Consider the following 14,134-nt stretch of genomic DNA (forward strand, 5'->3'; position numbering starts at 1 on the left):
CTATCGCCGAACAGGGAAACCTCGACCAACTCATGCAGAAAAACGGACCCTTCAAAAACCTCTTCGACCAACAGTTCAATAAACACAAACAAAAAGTCGCAGAATAACCGGGGAGGCAAGAACTGAGCGCAAAGCTCTTTTCAGGCCAAAAATCTCCTGATTGCCACGTACCGCTGAACAGAGGGCTTCCGCTATTCACTTAATATACGCATGTTTGACGCGCATACCGTGTGATGGTAAAATGGCGCAGATCTGAGGGTAATCAAATGAATGCTCCATCTCGTAAACCGACAAATCTATCACTGGATGGCGATATGCTGTCTGAGGCGCGGGATCTGAAGATCAATCTTTCCCGCGCAGCCGAAGACGGCATTCGGGCCGCAGTCGCCAGCGCAAAAGCTGAACGCTGGAAAGCCGAAAACAAGGCCGCACTTGAGAGTTCCAACGCGTATGTCGAGCGTAATGGCTTACCGCTGGACACCTACCGACAGTTCTGATGCCAAAATACGACGTGTTCCCCAACCCGTCAGGTGACGGGTATCTTCTGGACATCCAGAGCGATCTGCTGAGCGGGTTGAACACACGCGTCGTCGTGCCCCTGCTTCCCGAAGCGACCGCGCCGATCCCAGCCACCCGGCTCAATCCCGTCTTTGATATCCAAGGCAAACCGTTTGTAATGGCAACCCAATTCATGGCTGCTGTTCCGGTGGGCATTCTAAAATCGCCGGTCGACAACCTTGATGATCACTTTGCGCAGATCACCGCCGGCGTCGACATGCTAATGCAGGGATTCTGACAAGCTTCTGGCCCTTGGAGAACCAAGAGCCAGGAACAAGTTTGACAATGAAGATCAGTCGTACAGCACTGCCGCGATCTTCGGATTGTCGATGTTGGATGCGTCGTAATAGTAGAACCCGGTATCAATCAGGGCAGGAACTTCTTCACCCTTCATCGCGGCCACAGCAGCCTTGACGGTTTCATACCCGATGCCCACGGGATTCTGAGTGATTGCACCCGCCATCAGCCCGCTTTTGATCGCATCTTTCTGGGCCTTGCCACTGTCATATCCGATGATGATCAGCCCCTCGGTCCCCAGTTCCTGCACACCATTCACCACACCGATGGCCGAGCCTTCGTTGGTGCCGAAGATGCCATTCAGATCGGGGTTCGCCGTCAGGATCGCTTTGGTCACCTCGGTCGATTTCAGGTGGTCACCCTGACCGTATTGAACCGTGACAACTTCGATATCCGGGTATTTTTCGGCAATGCGACTGACGAAGCCGTCGCGCCGGTCGATGCCTGTGCGGCTGGTCTGGTCATGTGCAACAACGGCCACTTTGCCTTTGCCGCCGATCATCTCGGCCATCTTGTCCGCAGCCAGCGCAGCCGCGGCCTGATTGTCTGTTGTTGCTGTAGAAACCGGAATGTCGCTGTCAACGCCACTGTCAAAGGCAATGATCGGAATGCCCTTTTCATCAGCTTGCTTCAACAGTGGAATAGCGGCCTGGCTGTCCAGAGCGGCAAAACCGATGGCCTTGGGGTTATTGGCCAGGGCCGCCGCCAGCATGTCGATCTGACGATCCACCATGGTTTCGTTGTCCGGGCCTTCAAAGGTGATCGTGACACCGTATTCCTCGGCGGCCTGTTCCGCACCGGACTTTACCGCCTGCCAGAACTGGTGCTGAAACCCTTTGGACACCAGCGGAATATATATGTCTTCCGCCGATGACATAGTTGCAGGTATCGAAAGGCTGGCCGCACTCAGGGCCCCCAAAATGAAACGACGTGTTAGCATGTCTTCTCCTCCAGTTGGTCTTCGTTTCTGATTTTTTGTGACTGTTCAACTTGTCTTCCTGCGCCGCGCCATATCGGCGTAAACGGCCAGAATGATGATCGCGCCGGTGACAACGGTCTGCCATTCCTGCGCGACGGACAGCACCCGCAAACCATTGGTCAGAACGGCCATGATCAGGGCACCGATCAGGGTTCCAAGGATCGTACCACGCCCACCGGACAGGGACGTGCCCCCGATCACGACGGCAGCGATGGCTTCCAGCTCGTAGCCAAGCCCCAGCGCGGGCTGTGCCGAATTCAGTCGCGACGCGATCAGGATTCCGCCAATGCCACAAATCCCACCTGCCAGAGCGTAAATACGCATTTTCCAAAGATCGGTATTCACCCCCGATAGGCGCACCGCCTCTTCGTTTGATCCCAGCGCAAAGGTGTATCTGCCCAGAACCGTGCGCCCCAGAATGTACGAAGCTGCAATGGCAACAAGGAAAAGGATCAGCACGCCATTGGGGATCGGCAATGCGGGAAAAACCTCTCCGATCAGCGACCCGCGCGAAATCTGGTCAAAGCCCGGCGTGTCGTTGAAGTAGATGGGCCGCGTGCCGGAAATCACCAGCGACAACCCTTTTAGGATCAGCATCATACCCAGCGTGGCAATGAAGGGCGGGATTTTCATCTTGGCGACAAAGGTGCCCGAACACAGCCCGCAGAACGCACCCGCCGCAATCGCTGCCACAACCCCCAGCAACAGTGGCATTCCGAGATAGGTCAGCACGACACCGGCGATGACGGCGCAGAACGTCATCAGAGTTCCCACGGACAGATCGATCCCGCCAGTTATGATGACCAGTGTTGCAGCAACCGCCAGCACCCCATTGACCGATGTCGCCTGCAAAATGGCGATCATGTTTGAGGTTTGCATGAAATTCGGCGACGCGATTGAAAACCCGATCAGCAAGGCAATCAAGCTGGCGAAGGCCAGCAGCTTTTGATAGGCGCCGCTTTCCGAGAGCCCCGCCAGCGGGCTTTTCTTTTCGATATCCGTTGCTGAGGTCATTACGCTGTTCCTGTTATCTGCATCGCCGCCGCCCGCTGCGTCGCCAGATGCATGATGTCTTCCTGAGTGGTGGCTTTGCCGCCCGGCAAAATGCCGGTCAGTCGGCCTTCGCACATCACGCCAATGCGATGGCTTAGGCGCATGATCTCGGGCAGTTCCGACGAAATCACGATGATCGTCTTGCCCTGCCCGGCCAGTTCTTCCAGCAGCTTGTAGATTTCAGATTTTGCGCCCACGTCGATACCGCGCGTGGGCTCATCGAAAATCAGGATATCGCAATCCCGCAGCAGCCATTTGGCAATGACAACTTTCTGCTGATTGCCGCCGGACAGCAGGCGTACCTCCTGCGTGTCCGAAGGCGTGCGAATGCCCAGCTGCGTGATGTAACCCTTGGCCGTCGTGCTGATTTCACCATCGTTCAGAACACCGACACGTCCGGTGAACATATCCATCGAAGCCAAGGCAACATTGTCACGAACGCTCATCCCTGTGGCGAGGCCGAAATGCTTGCGATCCTCGGAAAGATAGCCGATGCCCGCCTTGACGGCATCGGATGGTGTCCTGATCGAGACCACCTGCCCATGCACCCGGATTTCTCCGCTATCTTTGGGATCAGCCCCGAAGATTGCCCGCGCAACTTCGGTACGTCCGGCCCCCATCAGCCCGGCAAAGCCCAGGATCTCACCCTTCAGGACCGAAAAGCTGACATCGCGGATTTCGTGACCCCGACACAGCCCGGTCACTTCCAGCGAAACCTCGGCATCGCTCAGATCGGGGGGGGCCAGCGGCTCTTCCTTGACTTCGCGACCTACCATCATCGCGATAATCTGGCTGATCGGCGTTGCTGCCGCGTCAACGGTGCCAACGTATTCTCCGTCGCGCATCACCGTAACCCGGTCAGCAATCTGCTTCAGCTCATCCATTTTGTGGCTGATATAGACAATGCCCACGCCTTCAGCCTTCAGACGGCGGATGATCACGAACAGCTCGGCAATTTCAGCATCGTTCAGGGCCGCGGTCGGTTCATCCATAATCAGAACCCTGGACCGGTAAGAAAGAGCCTTGGCGATCTCGACCATCTGTTGTTTCGCAATGGTCAGACTGCCGACCTGCGCCTTGGGGTCGAGGTTTAGGTTCATGGACGCAAAGATCTCGGCCGTATGTGCATTCAACGCAGCATCGTTCAGTCGGCCAAACCGTTTACGAGGTTCGCGGCCGATAAAAATATTCTGTGCCACTGTCAGATCATTCATCAGGCTCAGTTCCTGATGGATGATGCCGATACCCAAAGCCTGCGCCTCGCGTGGCGTGGTTGGGTTTGCATCACGTCCTTCGATTTGCAATGTGCCACCGTCGCGCTGATAAATCCCCGAGAGGATTTTCATCAGCGTGCTTTTTCCCGCGCCGTTCTCGCCCATCAGCGCATGGACTTCACCGGGCACCAGATCGAACTGCACTGATTTCAGCGCATGGACTCCGGGAAAGTGTTTCTCGATCCCCGACATGTCGACCAGTTTTTTCATTTATCCTCCCAAACACCCCTCTCCCCAAGGGGTGGTGCCGCCTACATCACCGCGCCGATTTGCCAGGGCACAAATTCGACCCCACCAAAGCCAAGTTCTTCGCTTTTTGTTTGTTCACCCGATGCGACGCGGATCAGCATTTCGAACAGCTCTTCGCCTTTTGCCTCAATGCTCACACCGTCTGTGACGATATCCCCACAGTTCAGATCCATGTCTTCCGACATCCGGGCATACATTTCGGAATTGGTAGCCAGCTTGATGCAGGGTGTTGGTTGATATCCCGAAACCGAGCCCCGCCCGGTGGTGAACACGATCAGGTTCGCGCCTGACGCTACCTGCCCCGTGACCGAGCATGGATCAAAACCGGGGCTGTCCATGAAAACAAAGCCGGCCTTGTCGATTTTCTCGCCGAACTTGTAAACACCGCGCAAGGGCGCGGTGCCGCCCTTGGCGACGGCGCCAAGCGATTTCTCAAGAATGGTCGTCAACCCGCCGCGCTTGTTGCCCGGGCTTGGGTTGTTGTTCATCTCGCCGCCGTTGCGCTGTGTATACCCCTCCCACCAGCGAATGCGTTCGATCAGCTTTTCCCCGACCTCAACGGTCTCGGCCCGCCGGGTCAAAAGGTGTTCCGCGCCATAGATTTCCGAGGTTTCGGACAGGATCGTCGTACCGCCATGCCGCACCAACAGATCCGACGCATAACCCAAAGCAGGATTGGCGGTGATCCCGGAATACCCATCCGACCCGCCGCATTGCATTCCGACCGTTATCGCACTGATCGGCGCAGGTTTGCGTTCGGCCTTGTTCGCGAGGTCGGCAATCCCGCGCAGCTCGTTCAATCCACGTTCAATGGTACGGCGTGTGCCGCCCTCACTCTGAATGGTCATGTAACGCAGCACGCCATCAGGACGGATCGGACGACCGCCAACCAGATCGGCCACCTGCATCACCTCGCAGCCCAAACCGATCAACAGGATACCGGCGAAATTCGGGTGCTGGGCATATCCCGCCAGCGTTCGAAACAACGTGGCGTAGCCTTCATCTTTGCCCGACATGCCGCATCCAGTGCCATGAACGATCGGGACGAAACCGTCCACATTCGGGTACGCGTCCAATAAGCCCCGTTTCTCGGCGGCTTCGGCGATGAACCGCGCCACGGAGCCAGAGCAATTCACCGTTGTCAAAATGCCGATGTAGTTGCGCGTGCCGACCTTGCCATCGGCGCGGTGGAAGCCCTGGAAGATACGGTCGCCTGAAATCTCGGGCAGCGGCGCGTTCGCGCTTGCATATGCGTAGTCCTGCTGATGCGCCCCCATACCCAGATTATGGACATGAACATGCTCGCCTGCGGCGATATCCGCTTTGGCCTGACCTATGATCTGTCCATAGCGGATCACATTTTCACCCGCCGCAATCGGGGCGGTGGCGATCTTGTGCCCGCGTGCGATGTCCGTGGGAAGCCGTATCGATATCCCATCCGGTTGCGCGTCGGCTTTCAGGTCGCGCAACGCGATGATCACGTTGTCATCCGGGTTCAGCCGGATTGTGTCACGGGCCGGGCCTCCCGGGGTTTTGATCTCTGAAACTGGGCGCATGGATTCCCCGCTTGTTCGCCACAGAGCTACGGGGATAATCCACTCTTGTCAACTAACATGTTAGTATGATAGTTCAGATTCATGAACCACCCATATGACATTGACGCCACCCGCCTGCCCGACATTTCAACATTTGAGGGATCGCTTGCGCAGCGGGTTTACCAATCCATCAAACAGGCGATCCTGGCACTGGATTTCCCTCCCGGTGCCAATCTGAGAAAGGCACCAATCTGCACGCGCCTGGGTGTATCCCGCGCACCTGTCGCGGACGCCATCACCAGGCTTGCCGCCGAAGGACTGGTGGATGTGGTGCCGCAATCGGGTACACGCGTGTCCTATTTCTCGATGGATGAAATACGCGAAGGCGCCTTTCTGCGAGAGGCCCTGGAGCTGGCAACTGTGGCCAAGGTTGCGCGTGACCTGACCGATGATCAGCGCAAAAAGCTGAGCCGCAACGTGCGCCTGCAAGAGCTGTTGATCGAAGATGACGACATTGCCGGGTTCTATCACGCGGATGAAGAATTCCACGCCCTGTTGATGGCGTTCACCGGGATGCTTCGCTTGCCGGATGTGGCGCAGACGGTGTCGCTACAGGTCAGCCGCGCGCGTATGTTGCTGTTGCCGACACCCGGCCGCATCGCGGAAACACTGGCCGAACACCGGGCGATATTCGATGCCATCTGCGCCCATGATGAACGTGCAGCACAAGACGCCATGCGCCATCACCTTGGGCAACTGATGCCTCGGATAGAACAGCTGCAACAGGAAAGACCGCAGCTGTTCAATTTACCCCCCCAAAACACCCGAGAGGCAGGATGACCGTTTCGCAAACCGCCCTTCTGAACAACAGGACGTCCCGGCCTGTACCGCTGACCCGCATGGGGTTTGGCGGCGCGCCATTGGGCAATCTTTATCGCAAGGTCTCGGATGCTGATGCGCAGGCTGCGTTGCAATCCGCTTTTGACGCAGGCATCCGGTTCTTCGACACCGCGCCGCAATACGGGTTGGGGCGGTCCGAGTATCGCTTTGGCGAAGCGATCAGGCGGTTTGGGCGTGAGAACATTCAGCTATCGACCAAAATCGGCCGTCTGCTGCTGGATTGCGAACCACATGAGGTGACGCCCGAAGCGTTTGTGGACGTTCCGCAGAAACGCATTGTATTCGACTATACCTATGACGGCGTCATGCGGTCATATGAGACAAGCCGGGACCGGATCGGTGTTGCCAATGCGGACATTCTTCTGGTGCATGACGTCTGCGCTTTCAGTCAGGGCAGTCAGGAAATGTCAGACGCCAAAGTACGTGAGTTGTTCGATGGCGGCGGGTACAAGGCGCTGGTTGAACTGCGCGATGCAGGTGAAATCGCCGCGATTGGCGCGGGTGTGAACGAATGGCAGGTTTGCGAAAAACTGCTGGGTCTTGGCGATTTCGACGGGTTTCTTCTGGCGGGTCGGTATACGCTTTTGGAACAGGAAGCCTTGAACAGTTTTCTGCCGCTTTGCGAAAAGCGTGATGTGGGCATCATTCTGGGCGGGCCGTATAACTCAGGTATCCTCGCCACCGGACCGGTGCCTGGGGCCAAGTATAACTACTCCGATGCGCCTGAGGATATTCTTGAACGGGTGCGCAGGATCGAGACCGTCTGTGCGGCCCATGACACACCACTGATCGCAGCCGCGCTGCAATTTGTTCTGGGTCACCCCGCCGTGAAAACGGTTGTTCCGGGCGCTGTCAATGCGGCCGAGGTTCAAGCCAATGTCGCCCTGCTGGAGCGGACTATCCCCGCCCAGCTTTGGTCAGACCTGCGTACCGAAGGCCTGATCCGGCCAGATGCCCCTTTGCCCAAGGAACCTGTCAATGCTGCGTAACCTCGACCCGCTGTTGTCACCTGAGTTGCTGTACGCCCTGCGCGCCATGGGCCATGGCGATGACATCGTTATTGCGGACGCCAATTTCCCGGGCTCAAGCCTTGGGCCCGACTGCATCCGTGCGGATGGTTCAACGGCAGGTGATCTGCTTGGCGCTGTGTTGTCTGTCATGCCGCTGGATACATTCGTGCCAGACCCCGCGCTGACCATGCAGGTTGTCGGTGATCCCGAAGCCGTGCCCGAGGCCGTCGCAGATTTCCAAAAGATCATCGACGCGCAGGCTGACAACCCCGCGCAAATTCAGGGTCTGGACCGGTTCGACTTCTACCAACGCGCGGCATCCGCATTTGCCATCATTCAGACCGGCGAGCGCAGGCTGTACGGCAACATCATCCTGAAGAAAGGCGTGATTGCATGAAGATCGACGCCCATCAGCATTTTTGGGCGCTGGCACGTGGTGACTATGGGTGGCTGACACCGGATTTGGGCCAGATTTACCGGGACTTCGGGCCAGGTGATCTTGCGCCATTGTTGCAAGCACAGGGCATCGACGGGACAATTCTGGTTCAGGCAGCGTCGACCGTCGCCGAAACGAAGTACCTGTTGTCACTGGCGGACAAGACACCTTTTATCAAAGGTGTGGTTGGCTGGGTCGGTTTCGACGCCCCTGATGCGCGTGCACAAATCATCAGACTAGCCACTCATCCCGCTTTGGTTGGTCTGCGGCCAATGATTCAGGATATCGCTGATCCGAACTGGATGCTCGGCGCAGCCCTGAGACCTGCCTTTGAGGCCATCCAATCTAAAGATCTGACTTTCGATGCCCTCACCCTGCCCCGGCACCTGGGGCCGTTGCGTCGCCTTCTGACACAGCACCCGGACATGCGGGTTGTGATTGACCATGGCTCGAAACCTCTGATCCGGGACGGTGCATTTGACGGGTGGGCCGAAGACATGGCCGCCATCGCGCGGGACACCAACGCGTTCTGCAAACTGTCCGGTCTTGTCACCGAAGCTGCACCTGACTGGACGGTTCGGGACCTGTACCCCTATGTGGATCACCTACTGAACACGTTCGGACCATCGCGGTTGATCTGGGGCAGCGACTGGCCGGTCTGCACATTGGCCAGCAGCTATGAACGATGGGTAGATGCAACCGACGAACTGCTAAGCGCACTTTCCTCCAATGACCGTGCGGCCATCCTCGGAGGGAATGCGGCAAAGGCTTATCACATCAGGATTTGACGGTGCCGCACCGAACCCCAAACACGCACTGCTTTGCGCCCGCTGAACCTGCCCAATCTTTTCCCTGAGGCGCGAACAACAAGGCAGTTATCCCCAACACACCACCCGGCTTCGGGAAAATCATGAGGACCAGAATGACATCGCATCAGCCTTCTGACCGACTAAAAGGCAAAACCGCATTCATCAGCGCCGCTGGGCAGGGCATCGGACGTGCCACGGCCGAACTGTTCGCAGCCGAAGGCGCGCATGTCTTTGCAAGCGACATCAACGAAACCACTTTGGCCGGGCTTTCGGAGATCGACAGGATCTCTCCAATCCATCTCGACGTGACAGACGCGCATGCCGTAAAACGTGCCGTGGCTGAATTGCCACCGTTGGATATCCTGTTCAATTGCGCGGGTTACGTGGCAAACGGCACCATTCTTGAGTGCGAAGAGGACGACTGGGATTTCAGTTTCGATCTTAATGTGAAGGCTATGTATCGCCTGATCCGTCTGACCCTGCCCGCGATGTTGAAAAACGGCGGGGGGTCGATCATCAATATGTCCTCGGTCGCATCGTCGATGAAGGGCGTTCCAAACCGGTTTGTATATTGCGCATCAAAGGCTGCCGTAATTGGCCTGACCAAGTCGATCGCCGCCGATTTCGTCACGCAGGGCATCCGGTGCAATGCTATCTGCCCCGGCACCGTTGACAGCCCCAGCCTGCACGAGCGTTTGCGGGCGACGGGCGACTACGAAAAGGCGATGACGGATTTCATCGCCCGCCAGCCGATGGGGCGCATTGGGACCGCGGACGAGATTGCCGAACTGGCGCTCTACCTTGCGAGTGACAGCAGCGCATTTACCACAGGTCAGCCCTTTGCCATTGATGGCGGATGGGCGATTTAATCTGAAAGGGATCACAATATGAAACTACTGCGGTTTGGCGCCTTGGGTGCAGAAAAGCCTGGGCTACTGCACGACGATGGCACAATTCGCGACCTGTCAGGCGTCATCGACGATATATCGGGTGATGTTCTGAGCGACGAAGGTTTGGCGCGACTGCGCACGCTGGATGCACAGGATTTGCCGAAGGTTGAAGGCAACACCCGTTTAGGGGCGTGTGTCGGCCATGTGGGCAAATTCATTTGCATCGGCCTGAACTATGCCGACCACGCGGCAGAAAGCGGTATGGAGTTGCCGCAGGAACCTGTGATCTTTTTCAAGGCGACATCGGCCATTGTCGGGCCGAATGACACGGTAGAAATCCCGCGCGGGTCCGTCAAGACCGACTGGGAGGTCGAGTTGGGCGTGGTGATCGGCAAGGAAGCGAAATACATCTCCGAGGCCGAAGCGATGGATCACGTCGCGGGCTATTGTGTGGTCAATGACCTGTCAGAACGTGATTTTCAGCTTCACCGCTCGGGGCAGTGGGTCAAGGGCAAGTCGGCAGACACATTCGGCCCCATCGGTCCATGGCTGGTGACGCGGGACGAGGTTGCAGACCCTCAGAACCTGCCGATGTATCTTGAGGTCAACGGCCACCGTTATCAGGACGGCTCGACCCGGACGATGCATTTCGTGGTGGCAACTGTGATCTCACACCTGTCGCAATTCATGTCCCTGCAACCGGGTGATGTGATCTCGACCGGAACTCCGCCAGGTGTGGGCATGGGGCAAAACCCGCAAGTCTATCTGAAACCCGGCGACACGATGGAATTGGGCATCGAAGGCCTGGGTGTTCAAAAACAGAATGTGATCGCGGGATAATCGGGCACTATCAGATGTCTGCCCGAACACAATATCAGGCGAGGTTTCCCTCGCCTGACGATTTTTGACTTAGGCTACCAGATCGAACCGGTCGTTGTTCATAATCTTGGTCCAGGCCGCCACGAAGTCGCGCACGAACTTCTGGGCATTATCGTCCTGGGCATAGACCTCGGCGTAGCCACGCAGGATCGAGTTCGAGCCGAAGACCAGATCCGCGCTGGTTGCGGTGAACCTGACCTCACCCGAGGCACGGTCACGCAGCTCATATGTGCCGCCGTCAACCGAGTGCCAGCTGAGCGACATATCCGTCAGGTTGACGAAGAAGTCGGTGGTCAACTGACCCACGCGATCCGTGAAGACCCCATGCGCCGATCCGCCGTGATTGGCACCCAGCACACGCAGGCCACCAACCAGAACCGTCATTTCCGCAGCGGTCAGACCCAGCAGTTGCGCGCGATCCAGCATCATCGCCTCGGGTGATACAGCGTATTCCTTCAGCTGCCAGTTTCTGAACCCGTCCGCCAACGGCTCCAGCACCGAGAAGCTGTCGGCATCGGTCTGCTCATCCGTCGCATCGCCGCGACCGGCCGAAAACGGAACCGCCACGTCAAAGCCTGCGGCTTTGATCGACTGTTCTAGACCAACGTTGCCCGCCAGAACGATCACGTCGGCAATCGAGGCCCCGGTTTCCGCGGCAATAGGCTCCAGCACGCCCAGCACTTTTGCCAGACGCTCGGGCTCGTTCCCTGCCCAGTCTTTCTGTGGAGACAGACGGATACGCGCACCGTTTGCGCCGCCGCGTTTGTCCGAGCCTCGGAAGGTACGGGCGCTGTCCCATGCGGTGGTGATCATCTCGACCGCGGTCAGACCACTGTCGGCGATCTTTGCTTTGACGGCATCGACGTCATACCCGGTCGAACCGACAGGGATCGGGTCCTGCCAGATCAGCTCTTCTGACGGGACGTCTGGGCCATAATAGTTGACACGTGGCCCCATATCGCGGTGGGTCAGCTTGAACCACGCGCGGGCAAAAGTGTCAGCAAAGTAATCCGGGTCAGCCATGAACTTCTGACAGATCGCGTTGTAAATCGGATCGATCTTCATTGCCATGTCCGCATCGGTCATGACCGGCATACGCCGAACCGAAGGGTCGGTCGGGTCGACCGGCTTTTCAACTTCCGGCATGTCGATAGGCTGCCACTGTTGTGCACCCGCGGGCGATTTACCCAATTCCCACTCATAGCCGAACAGGTAATCGAAAAAGCCCATGTCGAATTTGGTCGGGTTTTTCGTCCACGCACCCTCGATACCAGAAGTGAACGCGTTGGTTGCCTTGCCGTTTTGATCGGGGTTGTCCCATCCCAGACCCTGAGCGGAGACCGGGCAGGCTTCGGGTTCGGCGCCGATATGATCGCCCGCCATCGCGCCATGCGCTTTGCCGACCGTGTGACCACCACAGGTCAGAGCGGCGGTCTCTTCGTCATTCATCGCCATGCGGGCAAAGGTTTCGCGGATGTGCAGCGCAGTTCTTGCTGGATCCGGGTTACCGTTCACACCTTCTGGGTTCACATAGATCAGGCCCATATGCACCGCACCCAGCGGGTTTTCCAGCGTTCCGGGGGTTTCCAGATCGCCATAGCGGTTCTCGGACGGGGCCAGCCACTGGTTTTCCGAACCCCAATAGACGTCTTTTTCCGGGCCCCAGATATCTTCGCGGCCAAAGCCAAAGCCAAAGGTCTTCAGACCCATGGATTCGTAGGCAACCGTTCCCGACAAAACAATCAGGTCTGCCCAGGACAGCGCGTTGCCGTATTTCTTTTTCACCGGCCAGAGCAGACGGCGCGCTTTATCAAGGCTGGCATTGTCCGGCCAAGAGTTCAGCGGTGCAAAACGGATGTTGCCCGAACCTGCGCCGCCGCGACCATCCCCCAGGCGGTACGACCCGGCAGAGTGCCACGCCAGTCGGATCATCAGGCCGCCATAGTGGCCCCAATCGGCTGGCCACCAGTCCTGACTGTCGGTCAGCAACGCTTCGACGTCAGCACGAACAGCATTGAAATCCAGCCCTTTGACCGCTTCGCGGTGGTTGTAATCCGCGTCCATCGGGTTGGTGCGGGTGTCGTGCTGGCTCAGAATGTCCAGGTTCAGCGCATCCGGCCACCATTTGGTGACAGAGTTGCCTGTGCCCGTGTTCCCGCCATGCAAGACTGGGCAGCCGCCGGATTGATGATTGTGGGGATTGCCGTCCATTGTAAATCTCCTGAGTATTTACTGAGGGGTTCAGATGTCTTGACTCGTATCCCACAGTTTCGATAATTGGAAATTTGTAATTACTATCATTGTGATTAGTTTTTTCTATGAAGTCACTCACGCTTAAACACCTGCGCTACTTTGAAGCGCTTGCCACCTACCGCCATTTTGGCAAAGCCGCGGCGGCCAGCGCGATTTCGCAACCCGCGCTTTCCATACAAATCAAAGAGCTGGAGGCCATCATGGGTGGCCCCTTGGTCGAACGCGCAGCGCGCGAGACGCGCCTGACCGCGCTTGGCGAAGATGTCCTAAAACATGGCCGCGAAATCCTGACGCGGGTCGAAGATTTGGGGAATCTTGTGCAATCTTCCGCTGGTCCCTTGTCGGGTCGCATCAGAATCGGGGTCATCCCCACGGTCGCGCCTTACTTGCTGCCATCAATCATCAAGGCACTGTCGCAACGATTCCCACAGCTGACGATCGAGCCCAAAGAGACCATCACCCAAACCCTGATCGGCGAAATTTTGGACTCAAGACTGGATTTTGCCGTTGTCGCTTTGCCAGTATCGGAGCCCAGCCTTCGGGAATTTTCGTTGTTTAACGAAGACTTTCTGCTGGTTCGCCCGGCGCGGGACGCCGGGTTGCCAATGCCAAGTTCGTCACAGCTCAGAACGATGCGGCTGTTGTTGCTGGAAGAAGGGCATTGTTTCAGAGATCAGGCGCTTTCCTTCTGTTCGATCCGCAATATCGAACCGCAGCACATTATGGAGGGCAGTTCTCTGTCCACACTGGTACAGATGGTCGGGGCGGGCATCGGTGTGACGCTGATACCGGAAATGGCCGTGGGGCTGGAAACCCGGTCTGCCGACGTGTCCATCGCCCGCTTTCAGGACACCCCACCAACCCGAACCATCGGCCTGATCTGGCGAAAGACCAACCCGCTGGGCGAAAACCTTCTGAAAATCGGTGCAATTATTCGCAAAACCGCAGAAGAAAACGCGGGAGGCATGGGGCAAATGAAACCGGAACCAAACGCCTGATCACAACCCGCATT

At 57.5% G+C, this 14,134-nt stretch carries 14 protein-coding genes; 9 read left to right on the forward strand and 5 right to left on the reverse strand.

Translation table 11 applies throughout. The annotated features are described in order from the left end of the window. Positions 1-266 precede the first annotated feature (266 nt). Together ACR0M9_RS18710 and ACR0M9_RS18715 are read left to right on the forward strand one after the other, a co-directional pair. Positions 267-497, forward strand: coding sequence for a type II toxin-antitoxin system CcdA family antitoxin (locus ACR0M9_RS18710; RefSeq protein ID WP_209599023.1), 231 nt, complete (start codon positions 267-269; stop codon positions 495-497). After that, positions 497-796 carry a CcdB family protein gene (locus ACR0M9_RS18715; protein WP_480484665.1) on the forward strand — a complete coding sequence of 100 codons (300 nt, stop codon included), beginning with the start codon at positions 497-499 and terminating at the stop codon, positions 794-796. The genes ACR0M9_RS18710 and ACR0M9_RS18715 overlap by 1 nt, the downstream gene beginning before the upstream one ends. A gap of 54 nt (positions 797-850) precedes the next feature. Here the strand turns inward: ACR0M9_RS18715 and ACR0M9_RS18720 are convergent, their stop codons facing one another. From ACR0M9_RS18720 to ACR0M9_RS18735, 4 genes are read right to left on the reverse strand one after another with little or no spacing between them, the layout of a single operon-like run. After that, positions 851-1,795: a substrate-binding domain-containing protein gene (locus ACR0M9_RS18720; RefSeq protein ID WP_480774325.1), complete on the reverse strand. Its 945-nt coding sequence runs from the start codon at positions 1,793-1,795 to the stop codon at positions 851-853. 45 nt (positions 1,796-1,840) lie between these two features. Then, on the reverse strand, positions 1,841-2,848 hold the full coding sequence (locus ACR0M9_RS18725) for an ABC transporter permease (protein ID WP_480774326.1): 1,008 nt from the start codon (positions 2,846-2,848) through the stop codon (positions 1,841-1,843). Then, the gene (locus tag ACR0M9_RS18730; protein WP_480774327.1) at positions 2,848-4,371 is read right to left on the reverse strand and encodes a sugar ABC transporter ATP-binding protein; all 1,524 of its coding nucleotides are present in this window, start codon (positions 4,369-4,371) and stop codon (positions 2,848-2,850) included. The genes ACR0M9_RS18725 and ACR0M9_RS18730 overlap by 1 nt, the downstream gene beginning before the upstream one ends. 41 nt (positions 4,372-4,412) lie before the next feature. Next, positions 4,413-5,966, reverse strand: coding sequence for a UxaA family hydrolase (locus tag ACR0M9_RS18735; protein ID WP_480774328.1), 1,554 nt, complete (start codon positions 5,964-5,966; stop codon positions 4,413-4,415). A gap of 81 nt (positions 5,967-6,047) precedes the next feature. Between ACR0M9_RS18735 and ACR0M9_RS18740 the strand changes: the two genes are divergently transcribed. The 6 genes from ACR0M9_RS18740 (at position 6,048) to ACR0M9_RS18765 (ending at position 10,830) form a co-directional block, all read left to right on the forward strand. Continuing rightward, the gene (locus ACR0M9_RS18740) at positions 6,048-6,785 is read left to right on the forward strand and encodes a GntR family transcriptional regulator (protein ID WP_480484660.1); all 738 of its coding nucleotides are present in this window, start codon (positions 6,048-6,050) and stop codon (positions 6,783-6,785) included. After that, complete coding sequence (locus ACR0M9_RS18745) at positions 6,782-7,834, forward strand: aldo/keto reductase (protein ID WP_480774329.1); 1,053 nt, start codon at positions 6,782-6,784, stop codon at positions 7,832-7,834. The genes ACR0M9_RS18740 and ACR0M9_RS18745 overlap by 4 nt, the downstream gene beginning before the upstream one ends. Next, positions 7,824-8,252, forward strand: a complete 429-nt coding sequence (locus ACR0M9_RS18750) for an RbsD/FucU family protein (protein WP_480774330.1) — start codon at positions 7,824-7,826, stop codon at positions 8,250-8,252. The genes ACR0M9_RS18745 and ACR0M9_RS18750 overlap by 11 nt, the downstream gene beginning before the upstream one ends. Further along, entirely contained in the window at positions 8,249-9,079 is an 831-nt protein-coding gene (locus tag ACR0M9_RS18755; protein WP_480484657.1) for an amidohydrolase family protein, read from the forward strand. The genes ACR0M9_RS18750 and ACR0M9_RS18755 overlap by 4 nt, the downstream gene beginning before the upstream one ends. A 134-nt stretch (positions 9,080-9,213) precedes the next feature. Then, on the forward strand, positions 9,214-9,969 hold the full coding sequence (locus tag ACR0M9_RS18760) for an SDR family oxidoreductase (RefSeq protein WP_480484656.1): 756 nt from the start codon (positions 9,214-9,216) through the stop codon (positions 9,967-9,969). Positions 9,970-9,987: 18 nt separating this feature from the next. Next, a complete protein-coding gene (locus tag ACR0M9_RS18765; protein WP_480774331.1) occupies positions 9,988-10,830 on the forward strand; it encodes a fumarylacetoacetate hydrolase family protein in 843 nt (280 codons plus the stop codon). Between the two features lie 69 nt (positions 10,831-10,899). On the opposite strand, the gene katG is transcribed toward ACR0M9_RS18765, so the two are convergent. Beyond that, the gene (katG, locus tag ACR0M9_RS18770; protein ID WP_480774332.1) at positions 10,900-13,080 is read right to left on the reverse strand and encodes a catalase/peroxidase HPI; all 2,181 of its coding nucleotides are present in this window, start codon (positions 13,078-13,080) and stop codon (positions 10,900-10,902) included. 107 nt (positions 13,081-13,187) lie between these two features. Between katG and ACR0M9_RS18775 the strand changes: the two genes are divergently transcribed. Then, a complete protein-coding gene (locus tag ACR0M9_RS18775; RefSeq protein WP_480484653.1) occupies positions 13,188-14,120 on the forward strand; it encodes a hydrogen peroxide-inducible genes activator in 933 nt (310 codons plus the stop codon). Positions 14,121-14,134 lie beyond the last annotated feature (14 nt).

The organism is Ruegeria sp. CH2 (assembly GCF_056537065.1).

Coding starts and splice junctions, on each gene's coding strand:
- ACR0M9_RS18710 (WP_209599023.1), top strand. CDS start 267: ATGAATGCTCCATCTCGTAAACCGACAAATCTATCACTGGATGGCGAT.
- ACR0M9_RS18715 (WP_480484665.1), top strand. CDS start 497: ATGCCAAAATACGACGTGTTCCCCAACCCGTCAGGTGACGGGTATCTT.
- ACR0M9_RS18720 (WP_480774325.1), bottom strand. CDS start 1,795: ATGCTAACACGTCGTTTCATTTTGGGGGCCCTGAGTGCGGCCAGCCTT.
- ACR0M9_RS18725 (WP_480774326.1), bottom strand. CDS start 2,848: ATGACCTCAGCAACGGATATCGAAAAGAAAAGCCCGCTGGCGGGGCTC.
- ACR0M9_RS18730 (WP_480774327.1), bottom strand. CDS start 4,371: ATGAAAAAACTGGTCGACATGTCGGGGATCGAGAAACACTTTCCCGGA.
- ACR0M9_RS18735 (WP_480774328.1), bottom strand. CDS start 5,966: ATGCGCCCAGTTTCAGAGATCAAAACCCCGGGAGGCCCGGCCCGTGAC.
- ACR0M9_RS18740 (WP_480484660.1), top strand. CDS start 6,048: ATGAACCACCCATATGACATTGACGCCACCCGCCTGCCCGACATTTCA.
- ACR0M9_RS18745 (WP_480774329.1), top strand. CDS start 6,782: ATGACCGTTTCGCAAACCGCCCTTCTGAACAACAGGACGTCCCGGCCT.
- ACR0M9_RS18750 (WP_480774330.1), top strand. CDS start 7,824: ATGCTGCGTAACCTCGACCCGCTGTTGTCACCTGAGTTGCTGTACGCC.
- ACR0M9_RS18755 (WP_480484657.1), top strand. CDS start 8,249: ATGAAGATCGACGCCCATCAGCATTTTTGGGCGCTGGCACGTGGTGAC.
- ACR0M9_RS18760 (WP_480484656.1), top strand. CDS start 9,214: ATGACATCGCATCAGCCTTCTGACCGACTAAAAGGCAAAACCGCATTC.
- ACR0M9_RS18765 (WP_480774331.1), top strand. CDS start 9,988: ATGAAACTACTGCGGTTTGGCGCCTTGGGTGCAGAAAAGCCTGGGCTA.
- katG (WP_480774332.1), bottom strand. CDS start 13,080: ATGGACGGCAATCCCCACAATCATCAATCCGGCGGCTGCCCAGTCTTG.
- ACR0M9_RS18775 (WP_480484653.1), top strand. CDS start 13,188: ATGAAGTCACTCACGCTTAAACACCTGCGCTACTTTGAAGCGCTTGCC.